This is a genomic window from Pseudomonas sp. CAN1, assembly GCF_030462585.1.
Taxonomy (GTDB): Bacteria; Pseudomonadota; Gammaproteobacteria; order Pseudomonadales; family Pseudomonadaceae; genus Pseudomonas.
In genome coordinates, this window is the sequence record NZ_JASMRU010000002.1 from 26392 (window position 1) to 43433 (window position 17042).

Annotated in this window: 18 protein-coding genes and 1 riboswitch; of the genes, 10 read left to right on the plus strand and 8 right to left on the minus strand. The window is 66.1% G+C overall.

The features are described 5' to 3' along the window. Positions 1-24: 24 nt before the first annotated feature. The 4 genes from QO207_RS03080 to QO207_RS03095 all read right to left on the minus strand — a co-directional run bounded on the left by QO207_RS03080 (position 25) and on the right by QO207_RS03095 (position 4953). The gene (locus tag QO207_RS03080; protein ID WP_301479454.1) at positions 25-555 is read right to left on the minus strand and encodes an HD domain-containing protein; all 531 of its coding nucleotides are present in this window, start codon (positions 553-555) and stop codon (positions 25-27) included. 59 nt (positions 556-614) lie between these two features. Further along, positions 615-2024, minus strand: coding sequence for an adenosylhomocysteinase (gene ahcY, locus QO207_RS03085; RefSeq protein WP_236199115.1), 1410 nt, complete (start codon positions 2022-2024; stop codon positions 615-617). A gap of 22 nt (positions 2025-2046) precedes the next feature. Continuing rightward, positions 2047-2159: riboswitch (S-adenosyl-L-homocysteine riboswitch) on the minus strand. Positions 2160-2416: 257 nt separating this feature from the next. Then, positions 2417-3640, minus strand: coding sequence for a CaiB/BaiF CoA-transferase family protein (locus tag QO207_RS03090; RefSeq protein WP_301531128.1), 1224 nt, complete (start codon positions 3638-3640; stop codon positions 2417-2419). 131 nt (positions 3641-3771) lie between these two features. Beyond that, a complete protein-coding gene (locus tag QO207_RS03095; RefSeq protein ID WP_192293220.1) occupies positions 3772-4953 on the minus strand; it encodes an acyl-CoA dehydrogenase in 1182 nt (393 codons plus the stop codon). 228 nt (positions 4954-5181) lie between these two features. Here QO207_RS03095 and gcvA point away from each other — a divergent pair, with 228 nt between their 5' ends. The 5 genes from gcvA (at position 5182) to QO207_RS03120 (ending at position 9470) form a co-directional block, all read left to right on the plus strand. Continuing rightward, positions 5182-6090 (plus strand): LysR family transcriptional regulator, encoded by a 909-nt coding sequence (gene gcvA, locus QO207_RS03100; RefSeq protein ID WP_184588093.1) that lies wholly within the window; start codon positions 5182-5184, stop codon positions 6088-6090. 105 nt (positions 6091-6195) lie between these two features. Next, entirely contained in the window at positions 6196-6603 is a 408-nt protein-coding gene (locus tag QO207_RS03105; protein ID WP_138213907.1) for an acyl-CoA thioesterase, read from the plus strand. Between the two features lie 193 nt (positions 6604-6796). Beyond that, entirely contained in the window at positions 6797-7804 is a 1008-nt protein-coding gene (locus tag QO207_RS03110) for an ABC transporter substrate-binding protein (RefSeq protein WP_138523585.1), read from the plus strand. 83 nt (positions 7805-7887) lie between these two features. Then, the gene (locus QO207_RS03115) at positions 7888-8694 is read left to right on the plus strand and encodes an ABC transporter permease (protein ID WP_184588097.1); all 807 of its coding nucleotides are present in this window, start codon (positions 7888-7890) and stop codon (positions 8692-8694) included. Continuing rightward, entirely contained in the window at positions 8694-9470 is a 777-nt protein-coding gene (locus QO207_RS03120) for an ABC transporter ATP-binding protein (RefSeq protein WP_301531129.1), read from the plus strand. Before QO207_RS03115 ends, QO207_RS03120 begins: the two co-directional genes overlap by 1 nt. Before the next feature lie 13 nt (positions 9471-9483). On the opposite strand, the gene QO207_RS03125 is transcribed toward QO207_RS03120, so the two are convergent. Next, positions 9484-10476, minus strand: coding sequence for a YgcG family protein (locus tag QO207_RS03125; RefSeq protein ID WP_301531130.1), 993 nt, complete (start codon positions 10474-10476; stop codon positions 9484-9486). Then, a complete protein-coding gene (locus tag QO207_RS03130; RefSeq protein ID WP_081515397.1) occupies positions 10473-11087 on the minus strand; it encodes a LemA family protein in 615 nt (204 codons plus the stop codon). Before QO207_RS03130 ends, QO207_RS03125 begins: the two co-directional genes overlap by 4 nt. A 146-nt stretch (positions 11088-11233) precedes the next feature. Here QO207_RS03130 and QO207_RS03135 point away from each other — a divergent pair, with 146 nt between their 5' ends. From QO207_RS03135 to QO207_RS03145, 3 genes are all read left to right on the plus strand, one after another. Beyond that, positions 11234-12064: an EamA family transporter gene (locus QO207_RS03135; RefSeq protein WP_301531131.1), complete on the plus strand. Its 831-nt coding sequence runs from the start codon at positions 11234-11236 to the stop codon at positions 12062-12064. 100 nt (positions 12065-12164) lie between these two features. Then, positions 12165-12551, plus strand: a complete 387-nt coding sequence (locus tag QO207_RS03140) for an MAPEG family protein (protein WP_301531132.1) — start codon at positions 12165-12167, stop codon at positions 12549-12551. Between the two features lie 144 nt (positions 12552-12695). Continuing rightward, positions 12696-13163, plus strand: a complete 468-nt coding sequence (locus QO207_RS03145; RefSeq protein WP_301531133.1) for a cytochrome c — start codon at positions 12696-12698, stop codon at positions 13161-13163. A 108-nt stretch (positions 13164-13271) separates the two neighbouring features. On the opposite strand, the gene QO207_RS03150 is transcribed toward QO207_RS03145, so the two are convergent. Beyond that, the gene (locus QO207_RS03150) at positions 13272-13670 is read right to left on the minus strand and encodes a DUF1090 domain-containing protein (RefSeq protein ID WP_301531134.1); all 399 of its coding nucleotides are present in this window, start codon (positions 13668-13670) and stop codon (positions 13272-13274) included. A 135-nt stretch (positions 13671-13805) separates the two neighbouring features. Between QO207_RS03150 and QO207_RS03155 the strand changes: the two genes are divergently transcribed. Then, positions 13806-14819 (plus strand): PHB depolymerase family esterase, encoded by a 1014-nt coding sequence (locus QO207_RS03155; protein WP_301531135.1) that lies wholly within the window; start codon positions 13806-13808, stop codon positions 14817-14819. Here QO207_RS03155 and QO207_RS03160 read toward each other — a convergent pair. Beyond that, the gene (locus tag QO207_RS03160; protein WP_301531136.1) at positions 14816-15562 is read right to left on the minus strand and encodes a metallophosphoesterase; all 747 of its coding nucleotides are present in this window, start codon (positions 15560-15562) and stop codon (positions 14816-14818) included. The genes QO207_RS03155 and QO207_RS03160 overlap by 4 nt on opposite strands. Before the next feature lie 173 nt (positions 15563-15735). On the opposite strand from QO207_RS03160, the gene QO207_RS03165 reads away from it, so the two are divergent. Continuing rightward, positions 15736-17040 (plus strand): ferric reductase-like transmembrane domain-containing protein, encoded by a 1305-nt coding sequence (locus QO207_RS03165; RefSeq protein ID WP_301531137.1) that lies wholly within the window; start codon positions 15736-15738, stop codon positions 17038-17040. The last annotated feature ends 2 nt before the right edge of the window (positions 17041-17042 follow it).

Genomic DNA, 17042 nt, shown 5'->3' on the forward strand with positions numbered 1-17042 from the left:
GGCTGCCGGCATGTGCCGTCGACTTCAGAAGTAACGGCGGTAGTTGTCTATCTTCGCGCGCAGTCGCTCGGCGCTGGGCTCGTGCACATGGCCGAGGGCGGCCAGGATGCGCTGCGACTCCACGTGGTAGTCGGCGATCTTGCTCCGCGCCCAGGTCGAGGGTGGCGGCTGCAGGTTGGTGATGCGGTCGCACAGCTTGACGATCGCATACTGCGGCGCGCCGGTCGCCAGCCTTTCGAGGTAGTCGTCCAGCGGCAGCTTGCCGCCTTCCACCACCTTGCTCAGGTGCCGGGCGCCCTCGGCGACGAACTCGCCGAAACGCGTCTGCAGTTCCTTGAAGGGCACCGGGGTGTCTTCGAGCACGTCGTGCAGCAGGGCTATCTGGACGGTTTCCGCCAGGCGCTCGATGGGCGCTGCGCGGTCGGCCGCCATCACTTCATTGGCTACCATCGCCAGATGAACCGCATAGGGCAGCGTCGAGGCCGTGAGCGTCTGCCCGGCGTGGGCGCCAGCGGCGAAGAGCCAGGCTTCGTTGTAGCTGTCCTGCAGATCCATGCGGCGGTCCGTCCAGATGGCAAAGAGGGCAGGCGATTGCTCGTCTGCCCTCCGGCACATCAGTAGCGGTAGGTGTCCGGCTTGAACGGGCCGGCCACGGTCACGCCGATGTACTCGGCCTGTTTCGGGGTCAGCTGGGTGACGACGCCACCGAAGCCTTTGACCATTTCCAGGGCCACTTCTTCATCGAGCTTCTTCGGCAGTACTTCGACGGTCAGGCGCTCGGCTTTCTTCTCGGCAGAGAGGTCAGCGTACTTCTGCTCGAACAGGAAGATCTGCGCCAGCACCTGGTTGGCGAAGGAGCCGTCCATGATGCGGCTCGGGTGGCCGGTGGCGTTGCCCAGGTTCACCAGGCGGCCTTCGGCCAGCAGGATCAGGTAGTCATCGTTGGCCGGATCGAAATCGCCAGCGCCGGTGCGGTGGATCTTGTGCACCTGCGGCTTCACTTCTTCCCACGCCCAGGTCTTGCGCATGAAGGCGGTGTCGATCTCGTTGTCGAAGTGACCGATGTTGCAAACCACGGCGCGCTTCTTCAGCGCTTTGAGCATGCCGGCGTCGCAGACGTTGACGTTGCCTGTGGTGGTGACGATCAGGTCGATCTTGCCCAGCAGGGCGGCGTCAACGCTGGCTTCGGTGCCGTCGTTCAGGCCGTTCTTGTAGGGGGAGACCAGCTCGAAGCCGTCCATGCAGGCCTGCATGGCGCAGATCGGGTCGATTTCCGAAACCTTCACGATCATGCCTTCCTGACGCAGGGACTGGGCGGAGCCCTTGCCCACGTCGCCGTAGCCGATCACCAGGGCCTGCTTGCCCGACAGCAGGTGGTCGGTACCGCGCTTGATGGCGTCGTTCAGGCTGTGACGGCAGCCGTACTTGTTGTCGTTCTTGCTCTTGGTGACCGCGTCGTTGACGTTGATCGCCGGGACTTTCAGGGTGCCGGCCTTGAGCATGTCGAGCAGGCGGTGCACACCGGTGGTGGTCTCTTCGGTGACGCCGTGGATGCGCTCGAGCATCTGCGGGTATTTCTTGTGGAGGATTTCGGTGAGGTCACCGCCGTCGTCCAGCACCATGTTGGCGTCCCACGGCTGGCCATCTTTCAGGATGGTCTGCTCGATGCACCACTCGTATTCCTGCTCGGTCTCGCCTTTCCAGGCGAATACCGGGATGCCGGCGGCGGCGATGGCGGCAGCGGCCTGATCCTGGGTGGAGAAGATGTTGCAGGACGACCAGCGCACTTCGGCGCCCAGCGCGGTCAGGGTCTCGATGAGTACCCCGGTCTGGATGGTCATGTGGATGCAACCGAGGATCTTCGCGCCTTTCAGCGGCTGGCTGGCGGCGTACTTGCGGCGCAGGCCCATCAGTGCCGGCATTTCGGACTCGGCGATGATCAGCTCGCGGCGGCCCCAGGCGGCCAGGGAAATGTCGGCGACTTTGAAGTCGGTGAAACCGGCAGGCGTCATGACAGCGCTCATGCGTAACTCTCCATTCGTTGTCTGCGAATGGGCGCCGTTGATGCGTTTGGCGATCGGCGGATGCCGACCGTGACGCGCCCCGTCCGAGCCTGACATGTCGAAGCGAATCGACCTGCTGCAGCGCCCCTCGGACAGGTGGCGGGAACGACCGGGCAGTGCCGGTCGTTATTGAAGCCTGCGGATTATAGCCATGGCGCATGACAAGCCAAAGGCTTTTGGTCGCGTTCGCGCACTGGATCGCGGCCGGGATCCCCGTCGCGCCCGCGCCAGGGGCCGTGAAAACCCTGGCGCGGGCGTCGTTGCGGGGATCGGGGGCGCCTGCTGGGGCAGGCGCGATTGTCAGAGTCGACGGGCGGCGGATAACGCCTGGGGCGTTATGCGCCCTACGGGGGTTAGATCACGCCGTCTTCGCGCAGCTTGCCGATGGCGCCCTGGTCCAGGCCGAGCACGCCTGCGAGGATTTCGTCGGTGTGCTGGCCGAGGGTCGGCGGGGCGTTGCGGTATTCCACCGGCGTCTCGGACAGGCGGATCGGGCTGGCCACCTGCGGCACGCTGCCGGCCAGCGGATGCGGCAGGTCCACGCGCAGGCCGCGGGCGATTACCTGCGGGTCGGCGAAGACCTGTGCCAGGTCGTTGATCGGGCCGCACGGCACGCTGGCCTGTTCCAGCACGGCGATCCACTCGGCGGTGGTGCGCATGACGGTGGACTGGCGGATCAGCGGGATCAGCACTTCGCGGTGCGCCACGCGTGCCTTGTTGGTGGCGAAGCGTTCGTCGGTGGCCCATTCCGGGTGGCCCGCCAGCTCGGCGAACTTGCGGAACTGGCCGTCGTTGCCGACGGTGAGGATGAAGTCGCCATCGGCGGTCGGGAAGTCCTGGTACGGCACGATGTTCGGGTGCGCGTTGCCCAGGCGACGCGGTGGGTTGCCGGTGGTCAGGTAGTTCAGGGTCTGGTTGGCCAGGCACGCGACCTGCACGTCCAGCAGCGCCATGTCGATGTGCTGGCCGATGCCGCTGACGTCGCGATGGGCGAGGGCGGCAAGGATCGCGGTGGACGAGTAGAGGCCGGTGAGGATGTCGGTCAGCGCGACGCCGACCTTCACCGGGCCGGCGCCTTCCTCGGCGTCGGAGCGGCCGGTCAGGCTCATCAGGCCGCCCAGGCCCTGGATCATGAAGTCGTAGCCGGCGCGCTTGGCGTAGGGGCCGGACTGGCCGAAGCCGGTGATCGAGCAGTAGATCAGCTTCGGGTTCAGCGCTTTGAGCGACTCGTAGTCCAGGCCGTAGGCTTTCAGGCCGCCGACCTTGAAGTTCTCCAGCACGATGTCGGCCTTGGCGGCGAGTTCGCGCACCAGGCGCTGGCCTTCGGGTTGGGTGAAGTCGATGGTCAGGGATTTCTTGTTGCGGTTCGCCGACAGGTAGTACGCCGCCTCGCTGGTGTCGCGGCCATCGCTGTCCTTGAGGAACGGCGGGCCCCAGGCGCGGGTGTCGTCGCCGCTGCCGGGACGCTCGATCTTGATCACTTCCGCGCCGAGGTCGGCGAGGATCTGCCCGGCCCAGGGGCCGGCGAGAACGCGGGAGAGGTCGAGGACACGGATGTGCGAAAGGGCGCCGGACATGCAATCACCTGCAACGTGAAAAGGGGCGGGGAGGGCGCAGTGCGGGGACTCCACGGTCCTCCCCGGGGCCTCTCGGGCGAGAGGTAAACGGTCGCCAGCCCGGCTCCTGGAGCCGGGCTGGCGCGAGGCGCTTAGAAGAACGCCTGGATGCCGGTCTGGGCGCGGCCGAGGATCAGCGCGTGGACGTCGTGGGTACCTTCGTAGGTGTTCACCACTTCCAGGTTGACCAGGTGGCGGGCCACGCCGAACTCGTCGGAGATGCCGTTGCCGCCGAGCATGTCGCGGGCCAGACGGGCGATGTCCAGGGCCTTGCCGCAGCTGTTGCGCTTCATGATCGAGGTGATTTCGACGGCGGCGGTGCCTTCGTCCTTCATCCGGCCCAGGCGCAGGCAGCCTTGCAGGGCGAGGGTGATGTCGGTCTGCATGTCGGCCAGCTTCTTCTGGATCAGCTGGTTGGCAGCCAGCGGGCGGCCGAACTGCTTGCGGTCCAGGGTGTACTGGCGAGCGGTGTGCCAGCAGGCTTCGGCGGCACCCAGGGCGCCCCAGGAGATGCCGTAGCGGGCGGAGTTCAGGCAGGTGAACGGGCCGCGCAGGCCGCGCACGTCCGGGAAGGCGTTCTCTTCCGGGCAGAACACGTTGTTCATCACGATCTCGCCGGTGATCGAGGCGCGCAGGCCGACCTTGCCGTGGATCGCCGGGGCGGACAGGCCTTCCCAGCCTTTTTCGAGGACGAAGCCGCGGATCTGACCTTCGTCATCCTTGGCCCAGACCACGAAGACGTCGGCGATCGGGCTGTTGGTGATCCACATCTTGGCGCCGGTCAGGCGGTAGCCGCCGTCGACCTTCTTGGCGCGGGTGATCATCGAGCCCGGGTCGGAGCCGTGGTCCGGCTCGGTCAGGCCGAAGCAGCCGATGTACTCGCCGCTGGCGAGTTTCGGCAGGTATTTCTGCTTGGTGGCTTCGTTGCCGAATTCGTTGATCGGCACCATCACCAGGGACGACTGCACGCTCATCATCGAGCGGTAGCCGGAGTCGATGCGCTCGACTTCACGGGCGATCAGGCCGTAGCAAACGTAGTTCAGGCCGCTGCCGCCGTATTGTTCGGGGATGGTCGCGCCGAGCAGGCCGGTTTCGCCCATCTCGCGGAAGATCGCCGGGTCGGTCTGCTCATGGCGGAAGGCTTCCAGCACGCGCGGGGCCAGCTTGTCCTGGGCGAACTGGTAGGCGCTGTCGCGCACCATGCGCTCTTCTTCGGTGAGTTGCTGATCCAGCAGCAGCGGATCTTCCCAGTTGAAGCTTGCTTTGGTCGCCATGGAGAAACCTCGAACGCAGACAGTGAAAGACCCGCACAAGTCTAGGCGGGCTCGGTGTGGGCCATCCTAGTCAGCCGTCGGGAAGCCGGGCAACCGACTAATTCGCACGCTGTTGTGCTATTTTGTCACTCCGTAATCGCCTGGTTGCGACGCTGTTTTGCGTTTCAGCCTCTATATCAGGCGTTCCTGGCATTTCCTGCGCATCACGATATTCCGAAGAGGCATTCGATGCGACGCAAGATCCCGACCACTGCGGCGCTGGTCGCCTTCGAATCCGCCGCCCGCCACGAGAGTTTCACCAAGGCCGCCGACGAACTGTCGCTGACCCAGAGTGCCATCTGCCGGCAGATCGCCACGCTGGAGGAGTTCCTCGGCGTCGAGCTGTTCCGCCGCTCGCGGCGCGGGGTGAAGCTGACCGAAGCGGGGCTCAATTACAGCCGGCGCGTCGCCCAGCGCCTGGACGCAGTGGAGCGCGACACCCTGGCGGTGATGGGCCAGCAGGGTGGCGGCACGCTGGAGCTGGCGGTGGTGCCGACCTTCGCCACCCAGTGGCTGCTGCCGCGGCTGAAGGACTTCAAGCGCCTGCACCCGGAAGTCACGGTCAACCTGACCAACCGCACCCGGCCGTTCCTCTTCGCCGACACCGAGTTCGACGCCGCGTTGTATTTCGGCGATGGCGTGTGGTCCGGTACGGTGGCCAACTTCCTCATGCACGAGAACCCGGTGCCTGTGTGCAGCCCCGAGCTGCTGGGTGGGCAACGGGAATTATCCGCGGCGCAGATCGCCGAACTGCCGCTGATGCAGCAGACCACCCGGCCCTACGCCTGGCGCCAGTGGTTCGGTTCGCTGGGCATGAGCGTGGCGCACGACATGAGCGGCACCCGCTACGAGCTGTTCTCCATGCTCGCCCAGGCGGCCATGCATGGCATGGGCGTGGCGCTGATCCCGCCGATGCTGATCCAGCACGAGCTGGCCGACGGCCGGCTGATCGTGCCGATGCAACATGCCTATTTGAGCGAAAATGCCTATTACCTGATGATTCCCGAACGCAAGGTGGAGTCGGCGACCCTCGGCGCTTTTCGCGACTGGCTGGTGGATGAAGCCGCCCGTTATCGCGCCGAAGCCGGGCTCGGCTGAGCCATGGCAAGCAGGGCGGTGTCGGCCGGGTCCAGAATTGCATAGCCGGCGGGGCTTTCCCCGTCATCGCGCTCACGAGGCGCAACCTCCCAAGAAGGAGCTTCCATGAATTTCCATACCCGCAAATGGGTCAAGCCTGAAGACCTCAACCCGAACGGCACCCTGTTCGGGGGCAGTCTTCTGAAGTGGATCGACGAAGAAGCGGCGATCTACGCCATCGTCCAGCTGGGCAACCAGCGCGTGGTGACCAAGTTCATCTCCGAGATCAACTTCGTCAGTTCGGCACGCCAGGGCGACATCATCGAGCTGGGCATCACCGCCACCGAGTTCGGTCGCACCTCGATCACCCTGAGCTGTGAAGTGCGCAACAAGATCACCCGCAAGAGCATCCTCACGGTCGACAAGATGGTCTTCGTAAACATCGGCCCGGACGGCCAGCCGGCGCCCCACGGCCGTACCGAGATCCTCTACATCAAGGATCAGTTCAAGGACGACGCCATTCCCCAGCCCTGACGGGCTAGCCTCAAGGGTGATTGCCAGCGTGCCCGGAGCCAAGCCGAACCGCGGCGAAAACCTTTGCATTTGCGTCGATTGAGTGTGAGCCTGTGCCCGCCCACGGCGGGCATGGGCCGACGCACGCTCCCCGCCGATCCAGCTGCACGCATTCACTGGAGTGCGTCTGCAAAACAATGACCGGGGAGAGACCATGCACACCACCTTCGCATCCGCGCTGCGCCAACTGGCCGTGGCCACCTGTGCCAGCCTGCTGCTGGCCGGCGCCGCGCACGCCGCAGCGATCAAGGCTGATACCAAGCCCGAAGCCGGCACCTTCAAGATGGGCATGCAGCCCTGGCTGGGCTATGGCCAGTGGTATGTCGCCGAGCAGGCCGGCGCCTTCAAGGCCAACGGCCTGGAGCAGGTCGAGCTGGTCAACTTCACCGAAGACAAGGACATGAACGCCGCCCTGGCCAGCGGCCAGATCGACGGTGGCAACCTCGCCACCCACACCGCCATGGCCATGGTCGCCGCCGGCCTGCCGGTGAAGATCGTCCTGCTGCTGGACCAGAGCACCAGCGCCGATGCGCTGATCGTCGATCCGTCCATCAAGACGCTGACCGATCTGAAGGGCAAGCAGGTCGCCTACGAAGAAGGCACCACCAGCGACATCCTCCTGCACAGCGCCCTGCGCAAGGCCGGCCTGACCATCGCCGACGTGCAGCCGGTGCCGATGCCCGCCGCCAACGCCGGCAGCGCGCTGATCGCCGGGCAGGTTCCGGCCGCTGTGACCTACGAGCCGTACCTGTCTGCTGCCAAGCAGCAGAACCCCAAGGTCAACCTGCTGTACAAGGGCTCGGATGATCCGGGCATCATCAGTGACGTGTTCGTGGTCCGCGACGAGGTCCTGAAGGAGCGTCCCGGCCAGGTGCTGGCGCTGATCAAGAGCTGGGAAGCCGGCCTCAAGCACTACAACGAGAAGGGCGCCGAAGGCCGCGCCGCCATCGCCAAGGGCGTGGGCGCCGACGAGTCGGAGCTGACCAGCGCCTTCGACGGCGTGCACTTCTACTCGGTGAAGGAAAACCAGGCCGAGCTGAAGGGCGCCTTCCAGAAGGGTTCCTTCGAACACATCCAGAAGGCCGCCAGCGAAGCCGGCATCCTCCAGCAGCCGGTCACCCCGGCGCAGGCCATCGACGCGCGCTTCGTCGAGGCGCTCTGATCCTCTGATTCATTGATCTTCCGAGACACGGCGTGCGCCGGCCCTGAGCCGGCGCGCGTCTTTCTCCGTTCGACGAGCCTGACATGAAAGCCCGCAAATCCAACCCGCTGTTCACCATCGGCAAGCCGATCGCGCAGCGCCACTTCCTGCTCATCGGCGGCGCCGTGTTCGTCCTGCTGGCGCTGCTCTGGTGGCTGGCCGGCGCCAGCGGCGCAGTGCCGAAGATCTTCCTGCCGGCGCCCGGCGACGTCTGGGCGCGCATGCTCAAGCTGGCCGCCGACGGCACCCTGTGGTCGGACCTGAAGGTCAGCGTGTACCGCATTGCCGTGGCCTTCCTGGTGTCTTCGGCGATGTCCATCGTGATCGGCGTGTTCGCCGGCTGCTATGGCTTCTGGAAGGCTGCCACCGAGCCGCTGGTGGACTTCGTGCGCTACATGCCGGTGGTGGCCTTCGTCCCGCTGACCATCCTCTGGGCCGGCACCAGCGACTTCCAGAAATTCCTCATCATCTGGATCGGCACCTTCTTCCAGCAGGTGCTGATGGTGATGGACGCCATCAAGCGCGTGCCGGCGGACTTCGTCGGTCTCGGTCGTACCCTTGGCATGCCGGACCGCCGCATCCTCCTGAAGATCGTCCTGCCCAGCGCGCTGCCGGGCATCTGGGATGCCCTGCGGATCAGCCTCGGCTGGGCCTGGACCTGGCTGGTGCTGGCCGAACTGGTGGCCGCGACCTCCGGCCTGGGCTATCGCATCACCGTGTCCCAGCGCTTCTTCCAGACCGACACCATCATCGGCTACATCCTCCTGCTGGGCTTCCTCGGGCTGGTCACCGACCAGGCCATGCGCGCCGGCGAGAAGGTCCTGTTCCGCTACAACCGGAGACGCAGCTGATGGCAACCCTGGAAATCTCCGGCCTGAACAAGAGCTTCGCGGTCGGCAAGGAGCGCCGCGAGGTGCTGCGCAATATCGACCTGACCCTGGCGGACAACGAATTCGTTTCCATCGTCGGCACCTCGGGCTGCGGCAAGAGCACGCTGCTGTCCATCGCCGCCGGCCTGGAGGAGTTCGACAGCGGCAGCGTGAAGGTGGATGGCGTACCGATCACCGGGCCGGGCCTGGACCGCGGTGTGGTGTTCCAGTCCTACACCCTGCTGCCCTGGCTCACTGCGCGGCAGAACGTCGAATTCGCCCTCAAGGCGGCCGGCATGTCCCGCGCGCAATGCCGCGAGATCGCCGACGAGCACCTGGAGCTGGTCAAGCTGACGAAGTTTGCCGAGGCCTACCCGAACGAGCTCTCCGGTGGCATGAAGCAGCGCGTGGCGATTGCCCGTGCGCTGTCCTACCGGCCGAAGATCCTGCTGATGGACGAGCCCTTCGGCGCGCTGGATGCCATGACCCGCCACCAGATGCAGGAGCTGCTCACGCGCATCTGGGAAGTCCACCGGCTGACGGTGATGTTCGTCACCCACGACGTGGAAGAGGCGGTGTACCTGTCCGACCGCATCGTGGTGATGGGCCTGGGCCCTGGGCGGATCAAGACCACCTTCGAGGTGAAACTCGGTCGCCCGCGCCATGAGGACATGGCCGCCAGCGCCGAGTTCATCGACCTGCAGCGCCAGGTCCTGCGCTCGATCCGCGAGGAAGAACAGGGCGTCGCCGCCCTGTAATTCTCAGAAGTGGTTACCAGCGGCCGGAAGCACCGCCGCCGCCGCTGGAGCCACCGCCGCCCCGGAAGCCACCGCCTCCGCCGCCGCCACGCCCGCCGCCGCCACGGCCGATCGAGCTGATGATCATCAGCAGCAGCTGCAGTACGCCCGAGGTCAGCCACATTGGCGGCAGGAAGAAGATGTACAGCACTAGCGGGATCGAGAAGGAACCGATCATCTGCTGCTGCAGGGCTGCGGGATTGGTTTCGCTGAACAGCAGCACCGCCGAAGCGACGCCGCCAACCAGCGCGCTGCACAGCAGGTAGCGGCCCATGCTGCGCTGGCGCAGCCATTGCACCGGGAACAGCAGGCACAGCAGCGGCACGCCGACCAGCAGGGCGAGCATGCCGATCAGGCACGCGGGTGGGATTTCCTCGGCGGCGCTGGCGTTGTGGTTGGAATAGGCATCGCTGTAGCCCGTCACCGGGCCGGTCTGCGGCAGTTGGTCCGCTGCGCTTTCATCGGGTTCGGCTGGGGCTGCCGCTGGTGGTTCGATCAGCGCGACCAGGCTGTCCACACCGGCCTGGATGCCGCCGGCGAAGTCGCCGGTCTTGAAGTGCGGGACGATCTGATCGCGGATGATGCGCCCGGCCTGCACGTCGGTGATGGTGCCTTCCAGGCCGTAGCCGACCTCGATGCGCAGCGTGCGGTCGTTCTTGGCGACCACCAGCAGCACGCCGTCGTCCACGCCCTTGCGGCCCAGCTTCCACTGCTCGAAGGCGCGCACCGCGTAATCCTCGATGCTGTCGTCGCCGGTGCTGGGGATCAGCAGTACGGCGATCTGCGCGCCCTTGCGCTGTTCGAGGCCGGCGAGCTGGCTTTCCAGCTGCGTGCGCTGGCCCGCGTCGAGGGTCTGGGTGAGGTCGGTGACGCGGGCGCTGAGCGGCGGGATGGCGACCGGCGCCGCCTGCAGAACGGCCGCCCAGCACAGCAGCAGGGCGGCCAGCAGCCAGCGCGGCAGGGTCATTGCGCGGGCTGCGCCGGCGCGTTGCCGAAGTCCACTTTAGGCGCGGTGGAGATGGCGGCTTCGTTCTCCACGCTGAAGTTGGCCTTGGGCTTGTAGCCGAAGATCTTCGCGGTGATCACCTGGGGGAACTGGCGAATCATCACGTTGTACTCCTGCACCGACTTCACATAGCGGCCGCGGGCGACGGTGATGCGGTTCTCGGTGCCTTCGAGCTGGGTCAGCAGGTCCTTGAACAGGCCGTCGGCCTTGAGCTGCGGGTAGTTCTCCGAGACCACCAGCAGGCGCGAGAGCGCCGAGCTGAGCTGGCCCTGGGCCTGCTGGAAGCGCTTGACCGCTTCCGGGTCGTCTAGTTGGTCTGCGTTGAGGGTGGTGCTGCCGACCTTGGCGCGGGCTTCGGTCACCTGGGTCAGTACGCTGGCTTCATGGGAGGCGTAGCCCTTCACGGTGCTGACCAGGTTGGGAATCAGGTCGGCGCGTCGCTGGTACTGGTTGAGCACTTCCGACCAGGCGGCCTTCACCTGTTCATCACCGGCCTGCATGGCGTTGTAGCCACAGCCGGAGAGCAGGGTGACGAGGATGTAGCCGGTGAGGAACTTGATCAAACGGGGCATGGCAGGCGCTCGTGCTGGCGAAAAGGCCCAGTCTAGGCCAGTTCCGGCTGAGGAGTCAGATGGAAATGTCCGAAACAGCCAGCGCTTGCCGGCCATGGGGTGGCTCGGGGTAGAATCTTGTTGGTCTATACCAGGAGTTGTATTTCGTGTTCGCCACTACCCTGGTGCTGCTCGCCGCCCTGCTGCACGCCACCTGGAACACCCTCGTCAAATTCAGCAATGACCGCCTGCTGGTGGTCGCCTGCATGGACATGGTCGGCTTGGCCGCCGCGCTGCTGGTGCTGCCGTGGATCGAGATTCCCCCCGCCGAAGTGTGGCCCTGGCTGCTCGCCGCCGTGTCGCTGCAACTGGTCTACCGGGTGCTGCTGATCCAGGCCTACAAGGTCGGCGATCTGGGCCTCGTCTACCCGTTGATGCGCGGCCTGTCGCCGCTGGTGGTGCTGGCGCTGACCCTGTACTTCGGCGGCGAGCACCTGACCGACAAGCAGATCCTCGGCATCCTGCTGATCCCGGTCGGCATGCTGTTCCTGCTCAAGGGCGGCGGCGGCTCGAAGCTGCCGTGGATCGCCTATCCCACCGTGTTGCTGATGGGCATCTGCATCGGCAGCTACACCTGGACCGACGGCAACGCACTGAAGCTCTGGCCCAAGCCGCTGGACTACCTGGTCTGGCTGTCGCTGCTGTCCGGCCTGCCGTTCCCGCTGGTGGCGCTGGTCGGGCGCACCCGCGCCTTCGCCAAGTTCTGGATCAGCGACTGGAAGCTCGGCCTGAGCGTCGGCTTCTGCGTGCTCCTCAGCTACGGCCTGGTGCTCTGGGCCATGCAACTGGGCTCCATCGCCGAGGCCGCCGCGCTGCGCGAGACCAGCGTGCTGCTGGTGGTGCTGTTCGGCATGCGCTTCCTCAAGGAGCCTTTTGGCCTGCCGCGCCTGGCGGCGTGCAGCCTGGTGCTGGCAGGCATGCTGGTGATGAAGCTGTGAGGATTGGCTCAGGCTACGGCGCATGCCGCCAAGCCGGTCAAGGACGCAGCACGGGGCGATGACCTAAGCTGCGCGCTTTCCCCTCGACGAGACCTTCCCCATGCCTGTTGCCTTCTGGTGCGTCCTGATCGCGATCTTCCTGCCTTACGTCGGCACCAGCATCGCCAAGTTCACCGGCGGCGGCTTCGGCCCCCGGCAGAATCACGACCCGCGTACCTTCCTCGCCACCCTGGAGGGCTACCGCAAGCGCGCCAACGCTTTCCAGATGAACAGCTTCGAGGTGACCCCGGCCTTCGCCGCGGCGGTGATCATTGCCTACGTAGTGAACAACGCCGAACCCGCCACCATCGACCGCCTGGCCATCGCCTGGGTCACCAGCCGCCTGCTCTACATGATCTTCTACATCGCCGACCTGGCGTTGCTGCGCTCGCTGGCGTGGTTCCTCGGCATGGGCCTGATCATCGGAATCTTCGTCGTCTCGGCCTGACCGGAAGCCGCCTGAACGGCGGCTGAACGAAACGCGCGCCACTGCGGCGGATGGCCGCAGCGGCTGGCGCGTGGTCTGGAACATTCGGAATTCGGGGCGGATAATCCGGCGCTTCCGTGTCTGGCCGTCCTACAAGAGTCCCCCATGAAGTTGAAGACCCTGCTCGTTCTGCTGCTCGCTGGCGCGGCGCTCGCCGGCTGCCATCGCCTGGACCCCAACTCGCCGGAGTACAAGCGCCAGGCGGTGTTCAAGGAGATGCTCAAGACCAGCGAGGACATGGGCGGCATGCTGCGCGGACGCATCCCCTTCGATGCGGACAAGTTCCGCGCCAATTCGACCAAGCTCGGCGAACTGGCCGACAAGCCCTGGCAGTATTTCCCCACTACCCAGCCGTCGGCGGACAAGGTGGAAAGCGACGACACCCGCGCCAAGGCCGAAATCTGGCAGCGCCAGCTGGAGTTCCAGGCCGACGCCAAGACCTTCCAGCAGGCCGTCCACACCCTGGGCGAGAACACCCGCAACGCCGCGCCGACGCCCGAGGGCGTGCGCAAGGACTTCGCCGCAGTAGAAGACGCGTGCGAAGCCTGCCACAAGAAATTCCGCGCGCTCTGATAAGCGCTTTTTTGTAGGAGCGAGCTTGCTCGCGATCTGCCCCGCAACGAGGCTGGTTCGCGAGCAAGCTCGCTCCTACAGGTTGCTCCGCGCAACGGAGCGGCGGTTTTACTCCTCCAGCTCGCGCTTGGCCTGCTCCAGCTCGGCGCGGGCCTCGGCCAGCTTGTCCTTGCGCTTCTCGATCTTCTGCGGGTCGCCCTTGCTCATGGCCTTGCGCAGGTCTTTCTCGCGCTGGGCGACGTCCTTCTCCGCATCCAGCACATTCTGCTTGCGCTCCTGGCTGAGGGTGGCGTCGGTGCAGTAGGTCTTCACTTTCTCCAGGGCGGTCTGCAGGCCGGCTACGCGGTTGCCGTTGCCCTGTGCCTTGGCCTGTTCCAGCTGGGTTTCGAGGTTGGCGCGCTTGGCCGCGCAGCCGGTCAGCGGCGGCTTGCCCGACTCGGCGGCGAGCAGCGGGCCGGCGCAGCCGAGGGCGAGAATGGCGGCCATCAGGGCAGAGCTTCGGAACATTTTCGGAGTCCTTGGTTACCAAACACTAAGACGTTGGAGTCAACGAGCGGATTTTGCCACGGACGGGCCGATCGCGGGCTGCCACAGGACAAGGCCGGGACTCCCAGGGCCCGCCAGGCGGGCGAGGAGGGTGGTATGCGGGTGCTGATGCGGATCGTGCAGACACTCATCGCGCTGCTGGTGCTGGCGCTGCTGGTCGGTGGCTGGTGGTACGTGCCAGGCGAGCTGAAGCAGCGGCCGGTGCTGACCGGCAGCAGCGAGGACGCCTCGGTGCGCCAGGGCGCGCGGCGGCGCAGCTACGTGCTGTATGTCCCGCAGAAGCTGGCCGAGCGGCCGGCGCTGCTGGTGGTGCTGCACAGCTCGCAGAGCAACGGCGAGCGCATGCGCCGCGACAGCGGCTACCGCTTCGATGCGCTGGCCGATCGCGACGGCTTCCTGGTGCTCTATCCCGATGGTTTCGAAGGGCACTGGAACGACTGTCGGCGAGCCGCGTCCTACAGCGCCCGCCAGCAGAACATCGATGACGTCGCCTTCCTCTCGGGGATGATCGGACGCCTGCAGCGCGAGCGCGGCGTCGATCCTGCGCGGGTCTTCGTTACCGGTTACTCCAATGGTGGGCAGATGGCCCTGCGCATGGCCGCCGAAGCGCCGGATGCCGTCAAGGGCGTCGCCGCCGTGGCCGCCAGCCTGCCCAGCGCCGACAACGACGCCTGCCAGCCGGCGCAACAGGCCCGCGCCGCGCTGCTGATGAACGGCACCCAGGATTCGATCAATCCTTATGCCGGCGGCCGGGTGACGCTGTTCGGCTTCGGTGATCGCGGCGCGGTGCTGTCCGCCGAGGATTCCGCCCTGGCCCTGGCGCGCCGCAACGGCCAGAGTGGCGCGCCGGAAGTGGATCGGCTGACCGATCCCGGCCCGGTCTGGACCCAGCGGCAACGCTGGTCCGCCGCTGGCGGGCCGCCAGTCGAGCTGGTGACGGTGCATGGCGGCGGACACCTGATTTCGCAGCCAGATTACCGGCCGCCGAGAATGCTCGGCCAGGCCGATCCGCAACTGGACGGGCCGGCCGAGATCTGGCGTTTCTTCAGCGAGCTTGCACCGCCGCAGCTGCCGACTGATCCGCTGCCCTTCAACCCGCAGGCGCGCTAGAGCTCGATCACCCGGCAGGGATCGAAGCCGCTGTCCTCGCCCGGATAGGCGCCGGGGTTGGCGACGATGCGCGCCTTGCCGATGCGGTAGTCCAGGCATTCGTGGACGTGCCCGTGGATCCACAGGTCGCAGCGCTCGGCCAGGCCTTCGAGGTTCGAGGCGAAGGCTGGCGACAGCCCATCGCCGACATACTCCGCGGGGATCGAGCGCGCGCTGGGCGCATGGTGGGTGACGATCACCGTCGGTCCGGCAAAAGGTAGCGCCAGTTCGGCGTCCAGCCATTCGCAGGTAGCGCGGCAGAACTCCTGGCTCATGTCGGGGGTGAACGGCTGGGTGAAGTAGTCGATGGTGTTGAAGTCCGGCATCATCAGCTGCGCCTGCTCCCGGGCCAGCTCCGCCGCGCGCTTGCCGTAGAGCTGGAAGTCGGTCCACAGGGTGGCGCCGAGGAAGCGCACGCCGCCCAGGACCAGCGCATCCTTCTCCAGGAAGTGGATATCCAGCGCCTGCGCCAGGTTGCGCATCGCCTGGGTCAGATCCGCCATGTCCGAGTGGTAGAACTCGTGGTTGCCGGCGACGTAGATGACTTCGCTGTCGGGAAACTCTTCCCGCGCCCAGTGCAGGCCCTGCAGGTGCTCGTGGATATCGCCGGCCAGCACCACCACGTCGGCCGGGGCTTGGGGTAATTCACGGCGGCCGTCGGGGAAATGTTCGTGGTGAAGATCGGAGAGAACTCGCAGGCGCATCGGCTTCGGCTTTGGCTGAAGGAAAGAGCCGAGCATAGCGAATGGTCTTACTTTTGACATGAATCATGGCACCGGCAGTCCCTGCCTAAATCCCTTTCGAAATTAAGGGATGATTCAGAAGTTTCCTTCAGCTTCCGCTTGGGCTCGCTGTTTTAGCGCCCCAAGGAGGACTCATGAAACTCATCTGGATCGTACTGCTGGCCGTGGCGGCCAGCTTTGGCCTGGCGCTGTTCATCGACCCGCCGGCAACCCTGGATATCTGGGTCGTGCGCAAGCAGGCCATTCTCTTTACCGGTGTCGCGTCCTTCGCGCTGATGTCGCTGATCATGCTGCTGGCGGTGCGCCCGGTCTGGCTGGAAAAGCCCCTCGACGGCCTTGACCGCATGTACCGCGCGCACAAGTGGGCGGGCATCCTGGCCATCGTGCTGGGTCTTGCGCATTACCTGATGGAGCTGGGCGGGCCGCTGCTTGCCGAGTTCATCACCAAGCCGGCCAAGGGGCCGCGGGTGGAAGCCTTCCTCGACGCGTTCCGCGGCTCGGCCAAGGACCTGGGCGAGTGGTCGGCCTGGCTGCTGGCGGCGATGCTGGTCATCACCCTCTGGCAGCGCTTCCCGTATCACCTGTGGCGCTACGTCCACAAAACCCTGGCGGTGGTCTACCTGGTGCTGGCCTTCCATGGCGTGGTGCTGGCGCCGGCGGGCTACTGGGCGCAGCCCATCGGCTGGCTGGTGGCGCTTTGCGCTGCGGTGGGCAGCCTCTGCGCGCTGTGGTCGCTCACTGGGCAGATCGGCCGTCGGCGCACCCACGAGGGCGTCGTGGTGGCGATCGAGCGTCCCGGCGAGCGCATGCTGGAAGTGACTTGCAAGCTGCAGGGCCACTGGCAGCACCGTGCCGGCCAGTTCGCCTTCCTCACCTGCGATCGCCTGGAAGGGCAGCATCCCTTCACCCTGTCCAGCGGGGACCTGGGCAATGGCGAGGTGCGCTTCAGCATCAAGGCGCTGGGGGACTACACACAGCGCCTTCAGGACGGGCTGAAGGTCGGTGATCCGGTGAAGGTCGAAGGCCCCTACGGCCGCTTCGACTTCCGCCGCGACAAGGGCGAGCGGCAGGTGTGGATCGCCGGTGGCATCGGCGTCACGCCGTTCCTGGCCTGGCTCGAATCACTCCAGCAACGCCCCGAAGACTGTCCGGAGGTAACCCTGCTGTACTGCGTGCGCTCGCCGTCCGATGCCATCTACGCCGGGCGTTTGCGTGAGCTGTGCGCGCAGTTGCCGCGCATCGACCTGCGGGTGCATTACAGCGAAAGCGAAGGCTACCTGCAGGCGACCGACCTGGGCTTGCAGCCCGGCGCGCAAGGGCGCTGGCCGAGCGTCTGGTTCTGTGGTCCGCAGGCGCTGGCCGAATTGCTGCGCCGTGACCTGCGCCGCCAGGGCATGCCGGGCAACCGCTTCCACCAGGAAGCCTTCCAGATGCGCTGAGG